Origin of the sequence: Anabaena sphaerica FACHB-251, assembly GCF_014696825.1 — a bacterium.
Taxonomy (GTDB): domain Bacteria; phylum Cyanobacteriota; class Cyanobacteriia; order Cyanobacteriales; family Nostocaceae; genus RDYJ01.
Genome location: NZ_JACJQU010000002.1, coordinates 296,244 through 313,790, shown reverse-complemented (window position 1 = coordinate 313,790; position 17,547 = coordinate 296,244). Strand labels below are relative to the sequence as shown.

Annotated in this window: 20 protein-coding genes and 1 tRNA gene; 10 read left to right on the top strand and 11 right to left on the bottom strand. The window is 39.8% G+C overall.

Annotated features, from left to right (window positions below; translation table 11 throughout):
- Positions 1-73 precede the first annotated feature (73 nt).
- Positions 74-541, top strand: coding sequence for a GNAT family N-acetyltransferase (locus tag H6G06_RS05125; protein WP_190557708.1), 468 nt, complete (start codon positions 74-76; stop codon positions 539-541).
- On the opposite strand, the gene H6G06_RS05120 is transcribed toward H6G06_RS05125, so the two are convergent.
- From H6G06_RS05120 to H6G06_RS05110, 3 genes are all read right to left on the bottom strand, one after another.
- Positions 483-1,418, bottom strand: coding sequence for a sensor histidine kinase (locus H6G06_RS05120; RefSeq protein WP_190557706.1), 936 nt, complete (start codon positions 1,416-1,418; stop codon positions 483-485). The two genes, H6G06_RS05125 and H6G06_RS05120, sit on opposite strands and share 59 nt — an antisense overlap.
- Positions 1,419-1,436: 18 nt before the next feature.
- Positions 1,437-2,015 carry an L-threonylcarbamoyladenylate synthase gene (locus H6G06_RS05115; protein ID WP_190557704.1) on the bottom strand — a complete coding sequence of 193 codons (579 nt, stop codon included), beginning with the start codon at positions 2,013-2,015 and terminating at the stop codon, positions 1,437-1,439.
- 102 nt (positions 2,016-2,117) lie between these two features.
- Positions 2,118-2,333, bottom strand: a complete 216-nt coding sequence (locus tag H6G06_RS05110; RefSeq protein ID WP_190557702.1) for a hypothetical protein — start codon at positions 2,331-2,333, stop codon at positions 2,118-2,120.
- A gap of 246 nt (positions 2,334-2,579) precedes the next feature.
- Here H6G06_RS05110 and H6G06_RS05105 point away from each other — a divergent pair, with 246 nt between their 5' ends.
- From H6G06_RS05105 to H6G06_RS26995, 4 genes are all read left to right on the top strand, one after another.
- On the top strand, positions 2,580-3,161 hold the full coding sequence (locus H6G06_RS05105) for a hypothetical protein (RefSeq protein WP_190557700.1): 582 nt from the start codon (positions 2,580-2,582) through the stop codon (positions 3,159-3,161).
- A gap of 12 nt (positions 3,162-3,173) precedes the next feature.
- Positions 3,174-3,461, top strand: a complete 288-nt coding sequence (locus H6G06_RS05100; RefSeq protein ID WP_190557698.1) for a hypothetical protein — start codon at positions 3,174-3,176, stop codon at positions 3,459-3,461.
- Entirely contained in the window at positions 3,454-4,329 is an 876-nt protein-coding gene (locus H6G06_RS05095) for a hypothetical protein (RefSeq protein WP_190557696.1), read from the top strand. Before H6G06_RS05100 ends, H6G06_RS05095 begins: the two co-directional genes overlap by 8 nt.
- Before the next feature lie 122 nt (positions 4,330-4,451).
- Positions 4,452-4,721: a hypothetical protein gene (locus H6G06_RS26995; RefSeq protein ID WP_206754709.1), complete on the top strand. Its 270-nt coding sequence runs from the start codon at positions 4,452-4,454 to the stop codon at positions 4,719-4,721.
- A 114-nt stretch (positions 4,722-4,835) separates the two neighbouring features.
- On the opposite strand, the gene prmC is transcribed toward H6G06_RS26995, so the two are convergent.
- The 4 genes from prmC to H6G06_RS05070 all read right to left on the bottom strand — a co-directional run bounded on the left by prmC (position 4,836) and on the right by H6G06_RS05070 (position 8,060).
- Positions 4,836-5,771 carry a peptide chain release factor N(5)-glutamine methyltransferase gene (gene prmC, locus H6G06_RS05085; RefSeq protein WP_190557694.1) on the bottom strand — a complete coding sequence of 312 codons (936 nt, stop codon included), beginning with the start codon at positions 5,769-5,771 and terminating at the stop codon, positions 4,836-4,838.
- A 2-nt stretch (positions 5,772-5,773) separates the two neighbouring features.
- Entirely contained in the window at positions 5,774-6,574 is an 801-nt protein-coding gene (locus H6G06_RS05080; RefSeq protein ID WP_190557692.1) for a Tic22 family protein, read from the bottom strand.
- Positions 6,575-7,186: 612 nt separating this feature from the next.
- Positions 7,187-7,260, bottom strand: a tRNA-Pro gene (locus H6G06_RS05075).
- A gap of 272 nt (positions 7,261-7,532) precedes the next feature.
- Positions 7,533-8,060: a GNAT family N-acetyltransferase gene (locus tag H6G06_RS05070; protein ID WP_190557690.1), complete on the bottom strand. Its 528-nt coding sequence runs from the start codon at positions 8,058-8,060 to the stop codon at positions 7,533-7,535.
- Between the two features lie 760 nt (positions 8,061-8,820).
- Here H6G06_RS05070 and H6G06_RS05065 point away from each other — a divergent pair.
- Positions 8,821-9,540: a hypothetical protein gene (locus H6G06_RS05065; RefSeq protein ID WP_190557689.1), complete on the top strand. Its 720-nt coding sequence runs from the start codon at positions 8,821-8,823 to the stop codon at positions 9,538-9,540.
- A gap of 398 nt (positions 9,541-9,938) precedes the next feature.
- Positions 9,939-10,853 (top strand): alpha/beta fold hydrolase, encoded by a 915-nt coding sequence (locus H6G06_RS05060; RefSeq protein ID WP_190558510.1) that lies wholly within the window; start codon positions 9,939-9,941, stop codon positions 10,851-10,853.
- A gap of 76 nt (positions 10,854-10,929) precedes the next feature.
- Here H6G06_RS05060 and tsaD read toward each other — a convergent pair whose 3' ends face one another.
- Positions 10,930-11,973, bottom strand: coding sequence for a tRNA (adenosine(37)-N6)-threonylcarbamoyltransferase complex transferase subunit TsaD (tsaD, locus tag H6G06_RS05055; protein WP_190557687.1), 1,044 nt, complete (start codon positions 11,971-11,973; stop codon positions 10,930-10,932).
- A 295-nt stretch (positions 11,974-12,268) separates the two neighbouring features.
- Between tsaD and H6G06_RS05050 the strand changes: the two genes are divergently transcribed.
- The 3 genes from H6G06_RS05050 to H6G06_RS05040 all read left to right on the top strand — a co-directional run bounded on the left by H6G06_RS05050 (position 12,269) and on the right by H6G06_RS05040 (position 13,577).
- On the top strand, positions 12,269-12,763 hold the full coding sequence (locus H6G06_RS05050; RefSeq protein ID WP_190557685.1) for a Photosystem I reaction center subunit III: 495 nt from the start codon (positions 12,269-12,271) through the stop codon (positions 12,761-12,763).
- A gap of 40 nt (positions 12,764-12,803) precedes the next feature.
- On the top strand, positions 12,804-12,953 hold the full coding sequence (gene psaJ, locus H6G06_RS05045; protein WP_006276004.1) for a photosystem I reaction center subunit IX: 150 nt from the start codon (positions 12,804-12,806) through the stop codon (positions 12,951-12,953).
- A gap of 102 nt (positions 12,954-13,055) precedes the next feature.
- Positions 13,056-13,577, top strand: a complete 522-nt coding sequence (locus tag H6G06_RS05040; RefSeq protein WP_190557683.1) for a photosystem I reaction center protein subunit XI — start codon at positions 13,056-13,058, stop codon at positions 13,575-13,577.
- 76 nt (positions 13,578-13,653) lie between these two features.
- On the opposite strand, the gene gmk is transcribed toward H6G06_RS05040, so the two are convergent.
- From gmk to H6G06_RS05025, 3 genes are all read right to left on the bottom strand, one after another.
- Positions 13,654-14,253 carry a guanylate kinase gene (gmk, locus tag H6G06_RS05035; protein ID WP_190558508.1) on the bottom strand — a complete coding sequence of 200 codons (600 nt, stop codon included), beginning with the start codon at positions 14,251-14,253 and terminating at the stop codon, positions 13,654-13,656.
- A 379-nt stretch (positions 14,254-14,632) separates the two neighbouring features.
- On the bottom strand, positions 14,633-14,899 hold the full coding sequence (gene remA, locus H6G06_RS05030) for an extracellular matrix/biofilm regulator RemA (protein WP_190557681.1): 267 nt from the start codon (positions 14,897-14,899) through the stop codon (positions 14,633-14,635).
- A gap of 261 nt (positions 14,900-15,160) precedes the next feature.
- Positions 15,161-17,497 (bottom strand): transglutaminase TgpA family protein, encoded by a 2,337-nt coding sequence (locus H6G06_RS05025; protein ID WP_190557679.1) that lies wholly within the window; start codon positions 17,495-17,497, stop codon positions 15,161-15,163.
- Between the last annotated feature and the right edge of the window lie 50 nt (positions 17,498-17,547).

Here is a 17,547-nt window from a genome sequence, read left to right as displayed (position 1 = left end):
TACAGGTGCTGTATTTTCCAGGAAAATATGCCATAACAGAAGCGAAGATACTACCAAAATTGAGTGTCTATAAATGAACTATCGTCAAATTCAGTTTAGTGAAGACCGTGCGGAGATTGATCTTTACCAACTTCAAAATCTGTTTAATATTGCTGCTTTTTGGGCAAAAGGGCGTAGTATCGAGGATTTGGGCATAGTTATTGCTAATAGTGACCCGGTGATTTCTGTTTGGAATGGAGAGCAACTGATTGGGTTTGCTAGAGCTAATTCTGATGGCATCTATCGCGCTACAATTTGGGATGTTGTCATTCATCCAGAGTATCAAGGTAAGGGACTGGGAATCAAGTTAGTAGAAACTGTTTTAGCTCATCCCCAAATGCAAGTAGAGCGTGTTTATTTGATGACTACTCACCAACAGGCATTTTACGAAAAAATTGGTTTTAAAACTAATAGCACAACAACAATGGTACTATACAATCAGCCTAATTTTTCTGTGCTTGGGACTGGAGAAGTTCAGCTTCAGGAATCACTAGGGGGATAGAAACTTCCAGCCTCGTCATATCCTGTGTGATTTCTTGGGTGATGGGAGAAGGATAAATTTCTAGTTTTCCTCCCATCAATGGTAACAACTTTTGATTGAGTAATAACTTCATTCCTGATGACAGATCGGTATTTTCCTTATTTGTCGTCTTTTCCAATGTCATCAAATCTATTGGCTCACTGGATATTACAGCATAAGTCGGCACATCTAGACAAATATGAACGAAATCATTTGTAGATGCAATACTGCTAGAAAGATAAATACTGCCTTCTTCCATCTGAGAAATGGTAGTATCTACTAAATTTACCAATATTTGGCGTAGCCAGCGCATATCTGCTAAAACGTAAATTTCCGGTTCTGGAAATGATACAGTAAAGGGATAATTACGATTTGCGGCCAGCATATAAGTTAATTTATGAACTTCCTGTAAAATTTGGTTTAACGGTATAGGCCGAATTTCTAATTTGTTTGTCCCGTGTTCTATTCTGGACACAGTGAGAATTTCATCAATCATTTTCAGCAATTTTAGCGATCGCTCATAAGCTTGTCCAACAAATTCTCTTTCTTCTGCTGGATTTTCGCACAAATCATTCAAAATTAACTGATGTAATCCTATTAAACCATTCAGGGGCGATCGCAATTCATGGCTAGTTCTGCCTAAAAACCCCCCTTTAAAGTGGCTCATTTCCCTAGCCATTTCGTAAGCTAATTGGGTTTGGTTTAATTTGTCTAAGATTTCTGAAATTTCGGTTTCTTGCTGTTGTGGTACAATTTGTGCAGGGCTAGATGGAGATTTTGATGACTGTAGGAATAACTTACAAAAACCAATTCCTAATCCTATTCCCGTTCCTAGATATAGCCAGTTAGTAAAATTCATGTTTTTCTAATTATAATTCTAATTTTGATCCAATTTAATACTACCTTGGCGCAAAATTTGCCAATTATTCCCTGTCCATTTAGCAACGGTAGAAGGTATTCCCAAACCTTTATATTCTGTCGCTTCTAAAGTCAGAACTTCTGGAAAATAAACTTCTATTTCGGCTCGATTTTCTAAAGCTGGTTGTCCTGATAAATTGACGCTAGTTGTAGCCATTGGTCCGGTTTGTGCCAAAATAGTTTGAGCAACTTTATTATTTGGTACTCTAATTCCAATCGTAGTTGGATCACTAGGATTCATCACTTTAGGAATTTTCTCACTAGCTGGTAAAACCAAAGTCAATGCACCAGGCCAATATTGATTAACAACTTTTTGCCAAATTTGATATTCAATATGATCGCCTTTCACATAATCCCATAAATCTTCAGCTTTAGCAGCCATTAAAATTAAAGGTTTATCAAAACTTCTTTGTTTAGCAGCATAAATCAATTCTGCTTGTGCGGGTATGGTGGCCAATGCGGGAACCGTATCTGTGGGGAAGCTGATTAATTTTCCAGCTTTTGCAGCGTTGATCAGGACTTCTAGAGAAACATTCATAAAATATCAAAAAACTACTTATCTATTTTGGAGATAAACCCGTAAAGACGGGTTTTGTCTGTGTAGCTGTGATTTCCAATCACCAGGATGGTAAAATCATCACTAAGGCAATTTTACTGGTTTGTTAATTTCCTGACTAGGATGTAAAGGAAGTGTACCATGGGGTAGGAATTTTATGGCTGTACTGTAGGATACCAGCACAGGTAAGCTGACGGTTACACACCATATTAACCATTTGCGATACTTTTCCAGGTCTTGAGTCGGGATTTCACAATACATTTTTACCAAGGATTCATTTACTTCTAAACGTATACGCATTAGAGATTCCTCTTAAACGAGAATTTGATTTACAGTTTTTAGTTTGACAGTTCTCTTATGATTTGAAATCCCCTATATTCTCCTTATTTGCTCCTATTTTTATCCCCTAAAAATTAAATCAATTATATGTTTTATCCCTATTAATTCCAATTTTTTCCTGACTTTCTCCCATGATGCTCCCAACTTACTCCTGAAAATGTAAAATTATTAATTTTTATCATGATTAAATTTTAGTTTTCACGATTATTGAGTGATATTAACATTGTCCAATATGATGATCTCAATAATAATCTTCAACCTCAAAATATTGAAACTGTCAAACGGTCACTACTATGGTTAAATTATGTCAATCAACTTAGATTATTTGAAGATTCAATCAAAAACACAACAACAGCAACTTTTTTGATTCATGGTCAACCCTATGAAGGACAAGCTTGGTTATCCCATAAACTGATCAAAAAAAATCCTTACCAGCTTAATTCTTTTAAGAAAAATATTTACAAAACCAGAGCAAATCGTAACGGAGAATTTTTGATTTCCTGTGAAGATATAGCTACAGAAATAGGTGCTTATCCAGCATGGACAGATATTAAAGAAGAATTTTATCAAATATGGAAGAATCAACAAAGTATTATTTTAAAGCTAGAGTTGAATTATATTCAATCAGATAAAATATACTCAATAAATACAAGAAGTTTATCTGAGTTTATGAAATATTTGTGTAAACCTTTAGTTATGGAAATAACACAAGGCGCTTGTAATAAACATCGAGTAATATTGTTTCTAATTGATTATGCAAACAGTCATGAATCAAATACAAATTTTTAGATATTAGACCTCTTGGAAAATTTTGGTAAACCTTTAAATGATAAAGATGGAATAGTTAAAAAAGCAGTTGAAAAATTTATTGAAGTTCGTAACCAAGGAACTCGCAGAAAAGATGGTAAAAAACCAAGTATCAGTGAATTATTAGATTTCATACTTTGGTTAAAACGTTCTTCTCAAGAGGAAGCTTTAGATTTCATCAAAAATCTTTACCAACATCCTCATTTATTAGGAGTTTTACTAAAAAGCAAAGAGGACCAAGAATATTATAAGGATAAATCAAGAGTAAATAACGATGAATAATCAAAAACTACCTTTATTTGATTTATTCTTACACCTGCGAGACACAGGGGATTTTCCCCTGACTATTGACCAATATAATTTATTATTAGCAGCATTAAATAAAGGTTTTGGTTTAAGCAGTCGAGAACAATTAAAAACACTCTGTCAAATGCTATGGGTAAAGTCTAAACCCAATTCTGAAACAGTTAAGAATTTTATTAAATATTTTGATGATTATTTTTATCAATTAGATACAAAAAATCAAGAAATAGTAGAAACTCAAAAATCTGAACCTCAAAAATCCGAATTTCCAAAACCTGAACCTCCAAAACCTGATTTACCCTCTTTCTTACAAACACCAATTGCTTTAAAAGGTGGACTTTTACCGAAAAAACCATTTAATCAAAATGCTAAATTTCAATTATCAATTACAGATTTTCCTATCACAAAACGCAAAATCCAACGCAGTTGGCGTTATTTACGTCTTCCAATACGACAAGGAAGATTAACAGAAATAGATATCGAAGCGACGGTACACAAAATAGGTGAAGATGGGTTTTTACTAGAACCTGTAATCATACCCCAACGCATTAATAGAGCCGAAGTGTTATTATTAATAGATGCTTCTAATTCAATGATTCCTTTTTTCTTGCTTTCTCAGCAGTTGGTCGATAACTTACAAGGAAGCAAGTTAGGTAAATCTGAAGTTTATTATTTTAGAAATTGTCCAGGAGAATATTTATTTTTCCATCCCCAACGTCCAGGAGGTAAACTAACATCAGACGTTTTATATCAATTTTCATTGAGCTTGCACATAATCGCAAATCTTAAAATCAAGATATATCAAGATTTGGGAGTTTTCGTATTATGTGCATCTTCAAAGCCATAACCCAACAAATGTAGGTAATGTTAATCAAAAAGAAATATTGCTTTTATTTAGAATGTCGGGATGTTGGGTTGCGCTTCGCTTAACCCAACCTACGATAAAATATTATTTATATGACTAAAAATATGAAAAAATCCCCAACCACAACATTTAAATATCCCCATTTACAATCTTTCTTGAACCGCTACCCCACATACAAAAAATTACTCGCTCATGCTGCTTTTCCCTTAGCACTAACACCAGAATATTTATACTGTCTGCGGGAAAACTTTGTTCCTGATGCACCTTGGATAGCCGTATCTGATATTTTATTGTTTTTATGTGAACCTGTGGGGTTTCAATTATATGAAATGTCCCCAAAAAGATTCCATTCTCGATTAACTAATTACTTCTGAGCAAATTTTTCAACAAGCTGGTGTTCCCTAAATATCTTTTTTGTCTGAATCAGGATTTCCAGGATTTAAGGATTTACAGGATGCAATGAGTTTAAATATCTTTATTTGTCTGAATCAGACATTTTTTATATAAGCCACAGCAAAACGTTCTATTCCCGCTAAATCAGCATGAATAGAAATATTACAATAACTACCATTATTTTCCAACAATTCCCGCACTGTATCCGCTTGTCCAGCCATCATTTCAATTAGCCACACTCCACCCGGACGCAAATATGCAGGAGAAACTGCAATTAAATCACGAATACAATCTAAACCATCAACACCACCATCTAAAGCCAGATGTGGTTCATGTTTAACTACTTCCGGTTGTAAAGTTAGTACGGTATCACTAGGAATATAAGGTGGATTTGATACCATCCCGCTAAACTGACCTTTTAAAGATTTTAGAGGTTCCCACCACGAACCTTGGTAAAATTTAACCCGTTCCCCAAAACCCAAATTTTCCGCATTGCTTCTAGCAACCGCTAAAGCTTCTGCACTAACATCAACTGCATGAACTGTTGCATTTGTCAATACTTCAGCTAAACCAAGAGCGATCGCACCACTACCAGTACCCAAATCTGCCCAATGTTGCTGTGTAGAGACGTTCCCTGGGTAGGGATTGTCGTCTCTACATTGGTTAACAGCGGCCACAGCCAAATCAATTAACATCTCTGTTTCCGGTCTAGGAATTAAAACCGCATTTGACACAGCGAGTTTAAACTTTCGCCAAGGCGTAGAACCAGCAATATACTGTACTGGCAAGCGGTCTTGTAACCGCCTTTTCCACAGATAGTCTAGCTCTGCCAAAGACAACTGCATCTTGATTTGCTGGCATTCTTTGAAAGTCTCTAAACGCAGTGACAAGCGGTCTAATCCAGCTATTTCTTGTAACAGCCAATCAATTTCTACAGGTGAAATGTCAGCAGCTATAGCAGCATGAATAGCTGCATTTCGCCACTGCCAAACTTCAATACCAGTAACCAGCTTTGGCTGCTGCTTCGTCATGATTAACGCTGCTTAGAAGGTAAAGCTTTTGGTTTGGGAGCGTTATCTCTAGGTAGAGTCTTGATATATTCTCTAGACTCTGGGGATGGAACTAAAACCACCTGGTTTAACCAGGAATCATTTTTATCTGTTAAAGTCTTAATCACCCCATCTACATCTATGACTTGAATATCAGCCTTAGGAAACTTCTGCTTTACTTGGGTTAATAAACCTTGTGCATCTTGTTTGCTCAGAAATAAAGGAATCATTTGCTGTTTATTAGCACCCAATTCAATTGGTACATATCCTTTGTCAGGTGCAAACCTCACTGCAAAAACAGGTACGCTTTTAAATTGATCTATTTTCTGACCGCTTGCTTTTAGCAAAGCTAAAGCACCTTTTATTTCTTGGTCTACAGGTTTAAAAGCAAATAAAAGTCGATTTGGCTGGTTTTTGCTTTGTTGCAATTGCTGATAAATTACACCTAGAGGCACGGCAGTAACTTGCAGCTTTTTAGCCATTTCTTCAACTTTTGGGTCTTTATTTTTGGCGTTACGCAATTCTTTGATAAAGGTCAAAGCTTCCTGGCGACTCATATATACACCTGTCACCGATGCCCCTTGTTGACCATTTTGTGCTGGAAGGGTACGACTCAGAGGTAAACCTTTGTCATTAGTAATCAAGTAAACTGGTACTGAGTCTAATTTATCTTTTATTTGTTGTTCTGATAATGCCAGTGCGGGAAAATTGACGGCTACCACACTTCCCAGCAATGTACTACCTACTAAACCTAGCGTTACGCCCCAGCGAACCAATGATTTCATCACAACTCCTCATCTCAATATCAATAATTGAATTAACTTAGACAATGAAAAAAACGGTTTAATTTTATACCGACAAAACCATCTGTAATTATCTAACAAGCTATTTTCTCTGCAAATAACTTTATAGATTTGGCTAATTGTTGTGAATTTTGCCTTGCTGTTCACTACTAAATGCTGTATTAGTCTATAATACTTTTTCTCTAGCAGCGAGTGATTTCCGGGATTCTTAATCAAAAAAACACGATTTTATTTTATTATTTTATAGCGTTTCTCAGTTATGGGTGACGCGATGACTGAGTCAATCGTTCCAACGTTCAAACTGCTGATTAACTCAATAGGTGTTAAATTTCGGTATTAGAAATTTTGATTCTACCGTACTTGTTATGCTAAATCACCAGCCTGAAAGAGGGAACAGGGTAAAGAAGCAATATTTTGTAATAATGTTCAAAATTATGGCTTGTTTCTTATGTATAGCAAGCTTTCCGAGATTTTTTGGACTTGATGAGAGCATATTAGGTACTGAAGAACCGAAATTTTTTTAATAAGTAAATAAATAGAACATCCTACCTGCTGAGTGAGTAGTAATTGAACAATTTTGAAAATCATCAAAAATCGGGATGACAGGATTTGAACCTGCGGCATCCTGCTCCCAAAGCAGGCGCGCTACCAAGCTGCGCTACATCCCGGAAATACTATTTGGCTTTTGATAGTTTAGCAGCACATAACAAAAATTATGTTTTGCTGAAGCATCTTTCTAACTATATCATTCTTACCGCAGATTGCCAACCCCCTTACCTGGAAAAAATAAAATTACTTCCTCAATAAGAGTTTTTCTGTTGACTTAGCCTGACAAAGTTGATTTTGCTAGATCACTGCTCATCGCTAAACCAACCAACAATAGCACAGCTTCAGTATGATAGCGAACTGGCAGCAACCTGTTTTGTTTGCAAATTGAGGCTCATTGAGGATACCAAAACATCCCTTTAATACCTTCTGGATCAGGAATAAACCCCATAGTCCGGTAAAAATCTACAACATGGGGATCAGCGAAGAGAGTAACATTGCTAATTTCTTCACTTCTGAGTTTTTTGAGGACATATTTCATCAATGCCTTACCCAGACCTTGACTTTGGAAGTCTGGATGAACTACCACATCCCAAATAGTGGCATTAAAAGCATGATCTGAGGTAGCACGAGCAAAACCAATTAACCGCCTTTTATTTCCTCGTACTTGCCACATAGACGCGACGAGAAAACTATGCTCAATGGCTTTTTTTACTTTTCTCAGCGGGCGACGCGACCAACCAACCGCATCACAGAGTTCTTCTAGTTCATACAGGTCGATATCTCGCTCAGTGCTGAAAACGATGCTATCGCTGACGGCGTTAGAGTTGCCTTTATCTCCCCGTGTATGATCCTCAAATGCGGTTGTTTTATTTGTCGCTACAGATTCAGAACTACTAAACCAAGTTTTCCAAAAACCCATGCCAACGCGGTTCGGGTAACATGACTGAATTGCTTACACTGTTTGAGAGTGTTGATTCATCAGTAAATTTACTGCCTCTGCTTTATCTCCAGACACATAACATAAAAATTTACGTTTAGTGTTTTGGGGACTGGCAATGGTGACAGCTTGTTACTGAATCTTTCACACCAATCATTTTTAACTTTAGCATTTTGTTTTCACACTCCCCTATCTAAAGCACAGAGGATTTGTTTGCAGATGCCTTGCCTTGAGGCTCCTGGGTTTTTTCAAGTGGTTGATCGGTTGATCCACTAAAATCAAGATACTACATTATCAGGTATTCTGAGGTGTCCAAGTCCAGAATTTTGATTACTTTTCGGCTCATGCAGACCGAAAAAGAATTACTCCCAGAATTTTGACAGCAAAAAAGAAAATGGAGGCACTCTCATTAGCTGGTGTGTCAACTTTGATTCCGCCCATCAAGTAGGCGAGAACAATAGACATCTCAGAAAAACAATTTAGAGCCGATAATCCCTACCTATGAAACGTGTCTACAAGGATTAGAGGATACTAGGATACGCGTATTTCATTTTTGGAGATGTCTAATAGATTATGTAGAACTTCCCTTAGTAGCTAGTATGATATCAAACTTCCACTATGATTTTCACATTAGGTAAAGCTTATGCTTAAGCGCCAAAACGGAATCATAGGAGAGCAAAGTAGTAAATAACACAGTTTTTAGCTTTAGTTTTAACAAAGCAAGCAAGTCTTACCTCCAACAATGACTTCTGGTTTAAAATCTTCGACCCTAGAACTTCTAAAACGCTTTAATCGAGCGTTTCCCCAATTTTATGAGCAATTTGTTAGCAGTGAGATTCAACTGCAAAATTTACGATTGGCATACCGTCTATATAAAACCAAACGGGCTGTAATCGAGATGAAACCGGAAGGCAGCAAAAGCGCCCTGCATTTTGCATACCGTAATCAGTCTTTTCTCCTCAGTGATATTTTTGGTGTCCTGGCAGCTTATGGTTTAACTATTCACGGTTTGAGTCTCTATGGTCAGATCCAACCACCAATGTTAGTTTTTATCAAACTGCTGGTGTCTCGTGGCAGCAAAGCCCTGACCGAAAAAACCGCAGAAAATGTTTGCCGTGCCATTCGTGAGGCTCTAGGAAATCGGTTTGAGGTAGAAGAGATGTTAGCAGTGGAATTTAACCTCAATGCTGGTTTAGAACAGGTACAAACCGAGTTCTACGTCGATCCGGTTTTTCATCTCCCAGCCTTGGTGATTGAAGCTGATAATCAACCAGGATTATTTTATAAAGTCATGTATGGCATCTGGCAGGAAGACCTACTAGTAGTCAATGCCAATTTGTTGGTTTGGCGCGGACGCACACGGCTGATCCTTTACTTGTTGGGACCTAACGAAAGCCTGATTCCTGAATATCTCGGTCATAAAATTGCTGAAGGAGTACGGCACAGGTTACTTGGTCATTAACAGGTGATTGGTGACAGGGTTATTAACTTCCCTTTCCACCCCCTCTCCCCATCTCCTCTGCCTCCTCAACTATTTTCCTGTCCGTATTTAGTCGCACCCGCCCTTCGGGTTACGATATAGGTATCGTAAAACTTCGCCTAATCTATACACAAATATTGTCATCACTTGTCATTTATCACGGTGAAACCAGCAAATAGATGTGGTGTGGATCAGAGCCAACTTAAACCCAGACAATGAGCAGCATTTTTGGACACCAGAACCGATAAATGTTATCATTTGCTGGATTAAGTAGTCCCGACAGCGTTTAGTCTAGGGATAGAGGGCTTTGTAGTTAGCCCAGTCGGGGTTATTTCCGACAAACAAAGGGCAGGAGATCAATGTCTATGCTTTTTGAAACTATGGCAACAATAGAAATCTTCGGCGTTCCCCACGCTTATGAGTTAACGGCTCCCACGTCTTGCCCCCATGCTTTAGTGTTTATCCACGGTTGGCTCAACAGCCGTGGATACTGGCAACCTGTGATTTCTCGCCTATCAGTTGATTTGCAGTGCTTGTCTTATGATTTGCGAGGTTTTGGTAAATCTCAGTCTCAGCCTAAATTGGATTGTAATCGAGCAGAAACTGTTTTGGCGCTCAATTCCACCACAGATCCTAAATTTGTTAGCTATCCTGGTGATTCTCTGTATTCTCCCTCTGCATACTCTCGCGATTTAGTAGCTCTTCTGGAACTTCTAAATATTCCTAGTGTTTGGCTAATTGGTCATTCTTTGGGAGGTACTATTGCTCTATGGACAGCGGCTCAATTGGCTGACCGTGTTAAAGGTGTTATTTGTATTAATGCAGGTGGTGGGATTTATCTCAAAGAAGCATTTGAGCAGTTTCGCTCAACGGGTCAAAAATTTCTACAAGTTCGGCCACGTTGGCTGTACCAATTACCTTTGATTGATTTACTGTTTACTAGGGCGAGTGTGGCACGTCCTTTAGATCGGTATTGGGCGCGTCAACGAGTCATTGATTTCGTTGTTGCTGATCCAGAAGCAGCACTGGGTACGCTTTTAGATTCCACGACGGAAGAAGAAGTGAACCGCTTACCCCAGTTGGTTTCACAGCTAAAGCAGCCAGTTTATTTTTTATCTGGTGCTGATGATAAGGTGATGGAACCCAAGTATGTGCGCCATTTAGCCAGCTTTCATCGGCTTTTCCAATACGTTGGTGATAATTTTATTGAAATTCCTAATTGTGGACACCTGGCAATGTTAGAACAGCCAGATGCAGTTGCTCATCACATCCGGTCATTAGTCATTGGTCATTAGCAAAAGGCAAAAGGCAAAAGGCAAAAGAAAGATAATATTTCCCCTCTGCTCCTTTGCTCCCCTGCGCCCCTGCCCCCTACATTCCATACAATTGCATGACTTGGGTTAAAGGTAGTCGAGAATGAACGCCCAAGGTCAAAGGCGATGTGTGTCCACGGGATAGATGATCAGCCGCAGCACAGCCTATCATGGCAGCGTTATCAGTACAGAATTTTAAGGGCGGGAAGAGGACTTGTAGATTATGTTCCGCAGCCGCTGCTTGTAAGTGCTTTCTTAGTCCACTGTTAGCAGCTACGCCTCCACCTACGGCAATTGTATCTAAACCATAATCACGGGCGCAGGCGATCGCTCTTTTAGTTAAAGCTTTGGCTATGGTTTCTTGGAAGCTGGCCGCAATATCAGCTACTGGCAATTCTCCACCATCTTTCTCTAACTGCTGCACTAACCGTAAAACAGCCGTTTTTAATCCGCTAAAACTGCAATCATAGGGATGATAACCCCCACCCGGTAGCGAAATTCTCCCTTCTGGTAGTGCAAACGCTTGAGGATTACCAGTTTGTGCCAACTTGTCTATTACGGGTCCTCCGGGATATCCCAGTTTTAACAACCGCGCCACTTTATCAAAGGCTTCACCCGCAGCATCATCACGGGTTTCTCCCAAAGTTTCGTAAATACCACAATCCTTTACATAAATCAAGCTTGTATGTCCGCCTGAAACGAGTAAGCTAAGAAATGGGGGATCTAAATTGGGCTGTGCCAAGTAAGTGGCGTAGATATGACCTTCGAGGTGATGAACTCCCAAAAATGGTTTTTCATGCACCATCGCCAGGGTTTTGGCAGCTGTGAGACCTACCAACAATGCCCCCACTAGTCCTGGCGCACAAGTGGCAGCTATACCATCAATTTGTCCCCAGTCCATAAAACTTTCATCCATAGCTTGCGCTATTTCTTGATTAATCGTTTCCAAGTGTTGCCGCGATGCTACCTCTGGCACTACCCCACCATACTGCTGATGAACGGGAATTTGCGAGGCTATGATACTGCTGCACACTTGACGATTCTTCACAATTGCCACAGCAGTTTCATCACAACTGGTTTCGATAGCTAAAACAGTGGTCATAGAGAATAGGGAATAGGGAATAGGGAATAGGGAACAGGAGGCAGGAGGCAGGAGGCAGGAGGCAGGAGGCAGGGGTAGATTAATAACCCAGTACCCAGTCCCCAGTACCCAGTCCCCAATCCCCAGTCGCCAATCCTTACTTTTGGTTGCGAAGCTTTAACTTTTATTTACTTAAACTTTACTCGATTCCCAGCCAAGAGTATGATGACTTGCTAGTTATCCAAATTAAACACTGTACAAGCCGCTTCGTTTTGTACAAAGAACTTCTTGTTTTGTAATAAAAGGAAACAACTCAATGAGACGATTGTTTGCTTTGATTTTAGCGATTGGTCTTTGGTTCAATTTTGCCCCTTCAGCTAACGCTCTGGGCGCTAACCTTGTACCTTGCAAAGACTCCCCCGCTTTTCAAGAGCTTGCCCAAAATGCCCGTAACACTACCGCTGACCCTGAATCAGGTAAAAAGCGGTTTGAGCGTTATTCTCAGGCTCTGTGTGGACCAGAAGGTTATCCTCACTTGATTGTAGATGGTCGCCTTGACCGCGCTGGTGACTTTTTGATCCCCAGCATTCTCTTCCTCTATATTGCTGGTTGGATCGGCTGGGTTGGCCGCGCTTATCTACAAGCGATTAAAAAGGAATCTGATACTGAGCAAAAAGAAATCCAAATCGATTTGGGTTTAGCACTACCCATCATCACCACTGGATTTGCTTGGCCAGCAGCAGCAATCAAAGAATTTCTCTCTGGTGAATTAACAGCTAAGGATTCAGAAATTCCTATTTCTCCACGCTAATTCATCTGCTCTCATTCACTTGTTTTTGGAGACTAAATTCATGGCTGACAAAAGCGATCAATCATCCTATTTGATCAAGTTCATTTCCACAGCACCTGTTGCAGCTACCATCTGGTTGACAATCACAGCAGGCATTTTGATCGAATTTAACCGCTTTTTCCCTGACCTACTTTTCCACCCTCTACCATAGGGTAAAAAAGGGATTCACATCAGTAAACAGTAAATAGTCCCATAAGTGATCACTGTTTACTGATAAATGCCAACATTTTGAATTTAGGAGGCAAGATAAAATATGGCTCAAGCAGTAGATGCATCAAAAAATCTCCCCAGTGATCCTAGAAATCGGGAGACAGTAAGACCCGCTGGAGGTAATCCAGTGGATGGAAACCTAGAAACCCCAGTTAATTCTTCTCCCTTAGTTAAGTGGTTTATTGGCAACTTACCTGCTTATCGTCCTGGTCTAACTCCTTTCAGACGTGGGTTAGAAGTAGGTATGGCTCACGGTTACTTGCTATTTGGACCTTTTGCTAAATTAGGTCCCCTGCGGGATGCTCCCAATGCTAACTTAGCTGGTTTGTTGGGTAGCATTGGTTTGGTTGTAATTCTTACAGCCTGTCTATCCCTGTATTCCAATAGCAATCCTGCTTCAGCACTTCCCAGTGTGACTGTACCTAAGCCTCCAGTAGATGCTTTTAATTCCAAAGAAAGCTGGAATAACTTCGCTAGTGCTTTTTTAATCGGTGGTATTGGTGGTGCTGTAGTTGCTTACTTTTTGACTGGCAACTTGGCCATTTTCCAAGGTTTAATCGGTTAATTTAATTTCTGGTCATGGTTAATAGGTAATTGTTGGTTATTTCCAGCAATTACCTATTACCATATTCAACTGCTAATTATCCAAATAAGACCGTTTCAATTTGATTTAAAGCAGTCTCAAAATCGTCATTGACGATTTGAATATCAAATTCATCTGCGGCTTTAATTTCCTCTTGGGCGCGAGACAGACGACGAGCGATCGCTTCTTCAGAATCTTGTCCTCGTCCGCGTATCCGTTTCTCCAATTCTGAAAATGACGGTGGCAAAATAAAAATGCTCAGGGCGTTAGGGTAGGAAGCGCGAATTTGTCTTGCCCCTTCTAGTTCAATTTCTAGCACCACCAATTTGCCAGACTCAATTTGGTCAAGCACATCTGCACGGGGAGTACCGTAATAGTTACCAGCAAATTCTGCCCATTCTAAGAATTCCCCCTGAGCAACTAATTGTTCAAACTTGTTAAGGGAGATAAAATAATAATTTTTGCCATTAATTTCTCCTGTCCGTGGGGAACGAGTCGTGACAGATACTGAATAATAAAGTTCTGGATGACGCTGGAGGAGCTTTTGCATCAAAGTACCTTTGCCGACTCCACTAGGACCAGTCAAAACAATCAGCTTGCCCAGAGACGGGCTTTCTTGAGTAGTAGCACCACTATGAATGGGTAAAACTTGCATTATCCGTTCAACTTCTGAGTTAATCAATAAACATCATTCATTAGTGCAACACAAAACTGACACCTAACGCTCATATTTTAATCATATATAGAGCATTTTGTTGTTTGCTTCCTGCTTCCACCAGAGCCACGGAGGCGGGTTTTAATCCACAGGGTAAATTACCCGTTTGTTATGCGTAAGCGATTAAAATACGCTGAGCTTAAATTAATAGCAGCATTGAAATTACGTTTTTGAATTTGTCCACAACTACTAAAGTCTGGTGTTAGTTGCTGGAACAAGGTGGAACTAGGGATCTTGTAGCACTAGTGACAGAAAACTTGTCTAAGTTATATCCTACGGCCGATATGCTGCAAATAGGGGGGGTTGATAGCCCCACCTCTAATTAATTATCCGCAGTCTGATGGTCACGGGAAATGACAAAGCGATTTGCTACCGTTTCCGGCTGAATCGCTGATAATATAACATGACTGGAATCAGTGATAATTACAGCCCTAGTCCGACGGCCATAGGTAGCGTCAACCAGTTGTCCTCTATCCCTAGCATCGGTAATGATGCGCTTAATGGGGGCAGATTCTGGACTGACAATGGCAACTACTCGATTGGCGGAAACGATGTTGCCAAAACCGATGTTGATTAACTGAATATCCATAAAAAAAATAGGCGCTCAAGGCGCTAGGAAAAGCTTGTGATAAACATATTCTCATGTTATACCTAAAGAATGGGAGTTACAACGCTTAAAGTCTTGATATCTTGAGTTTTTAAATAACAAATGCTTTCTTTTAGCTTTTTATCAGCTAAAATTCCTAAAAAATCTTTCTAAAGATATATGAGAAGTTATACCCATACACGCTAATAGCAGGATGAAAAGGGGAGAGTTAAATTTCCTTCTCTCCCCGTCAGCCTACGCCTGTTATTCTTTGCGTTGTTGAGTAAGAGGGACTTTTTTAATGGTTTGCCATCTTTGCTGTAATTCTTGCCAGTTGGGAGTATGACCACCATAACGCCAACTCACATAAGCTTGACAAATTTCATCGATGACTTGAGCCGTTTCTCTGGGATGTTGGTTGTATGACACTTGGGCGTATTCCAGGGGTGTCTGTGCTTGATGTTTAGCCAAACCCTTCTCGGCTGTCCATTGCAGCATTTGTTGATAAAGGCTTTCCATTGGTGGTAATTTCTTCAACCACCTACGGTTGAGCCATTTTCGCCACTGTACCCAACCCAACCAACCAAAGAAAGCTGTTGTTGTACCAACAATTAAACCAGTGAAAATTCCTAACCAGCCTTGGGAAAATAAAGCAAAGAACCAAGCGATCGCTCTAAAAAACCAGGTAAATAATGTTCCGAATATACCGTTAAGCAAACCAGTTACTGGAGACGGTAGCCAACCAGCCACCCAGTTCCAAAACTGACGTAATACACTAAAAGTCCGATCTTCTTCAATCGAAGGCGGAATTAAAGGATGATTAGGAATAGGATCAAAGGCAAACCAGCCATATTTAGGGAAATACACTTCCGTCATAGCATAAGCATCCGTGTTCCGAACAATATACATCCCCGTAAACGGATTAAATTCTCCCGGTGCAAACCCAGCTACCAACCGCGCAGGAATACCAATAGAACGCAACATCACTGTGAGAACAGTAGAAAAATGGTCTGGATAGCCGCCTTGATGTTTAAATAAGAAGGCTTCTACCAAATCATCTTTTGGATCTAAAAAAGGTAATCCTAGAGGATTTTCTGGAATAGAGTAATTTTGCTTGAGATACTGAGCTAGGTAAAGTGCTTTTTCATAAGCTGAATTGAGAGTTCTGCTATCTTCAGTTCGAGAAACCCGTTCACGATTATAGTTAGCCAGAATTTCTTCCGTTTTTTGCCGGACTTTATCGGCAATTTCTGGCGGGATTTGCAGGTAATAATTTTTAATTTCCGGTGGGTATTTAGTCCCAGCTTTACCCAACAAAGTGCGATCGCGGTAGGGAACTTCTGAAACTACCGTGTAAGTCATCCCTTCTGATAACTGCACAGGCGATCGCAAACCCCCTTCCCGATCAACCGCAATCACAGGACCGGGAAAGTATATTTCCTTCGGATAAGACAAAGTGGGTATCAAATTAGGCAAATCTGATACCACATTATAAGTTTGTACTACTTCTTTCGTAGGATTTTTAATCAGTGGCAGATCAAGGGAAATTCTGTAAGACCAAGATGAGCGCCTCAAGGTAGTAACTTCATCATTACGAGAAATTTTCCATCCCTTACCTGTGTAGTTGTCAAAAGCCAAAACTCGCCAAAAACCTTCTGCTTGGGATCTTACCCGCATGACCACCTTGGGTTTCATTTCCCCCCGCAGATTTTGGTTCATTTCGCTATTAAAACCGTAATAGAAATTATTATCTACCTTTCCAGGTTCACCACTTCTTCCCTGTCCCGTACCATTACCATCACCATTACCATCACCATTACCTTCGCGGACATAACCCGGATTAATGATACTGCGTCCTGTAAAATTGCCCTTTAACTCAATCGGCGTACTGACAGGAAAAGAACGTAGTTGATAACCAGGAAAGCGGGGCAAAATAGCAAAAATTCCCAGTCCCAGCCCTAAAATTACCAAAAAATTGACAATTAAAACTTTAAAATTAGCACTAACAAAATTCTTTTTGGTAAATTTTTCTTTTTTTAATGGTTTCAAACCCAAACGTGAGCGATAGTCTAAGACTAAAGTTGGCAAAGCCACACCCAAAAATAACAGCAACACAGGTGCAAACCCCATAGTTTGACTTAATGTTGCCGCCACTCCTAAAAGTATCAAGCCGATGACAATCGAATAACCCAAATCCTTACGCCTGGGCGTATCATAACTGTGCAGTACCTGAAGCTCAATCAATAATTGTGCCAAATTCAGTCGTGTATCATTCCACTCGCCCACAAACCGCCCAAAGAAAGCACCCAGGGCTACTAACATTCCTATGGCAATACAGAACTTAACTGGAATATTAGCATTGCGGCGACGGTAATAACTCCAAATGGTACCCACTGTACTCAGAGGTACTGCCCAAAGACTAAAGGTAGTCTCCGATGCAATATCCGTCGCCACAGTTCCTAAAATTACCAGCCCTAGCACCAGCACCCGCAAGGAGATTGAATCTTCCACTTCTGCTGAAGACGACCTCTGTCTATTTTGTCGCCAGTAATCACCTGCGGGTAAGCGCAAAAACCGTTTCATCCTGGATAAATTTAGCATTTTGAGGTAAGTAGAACTATGATGTAGACGCTACGGACACAATGTTAGGG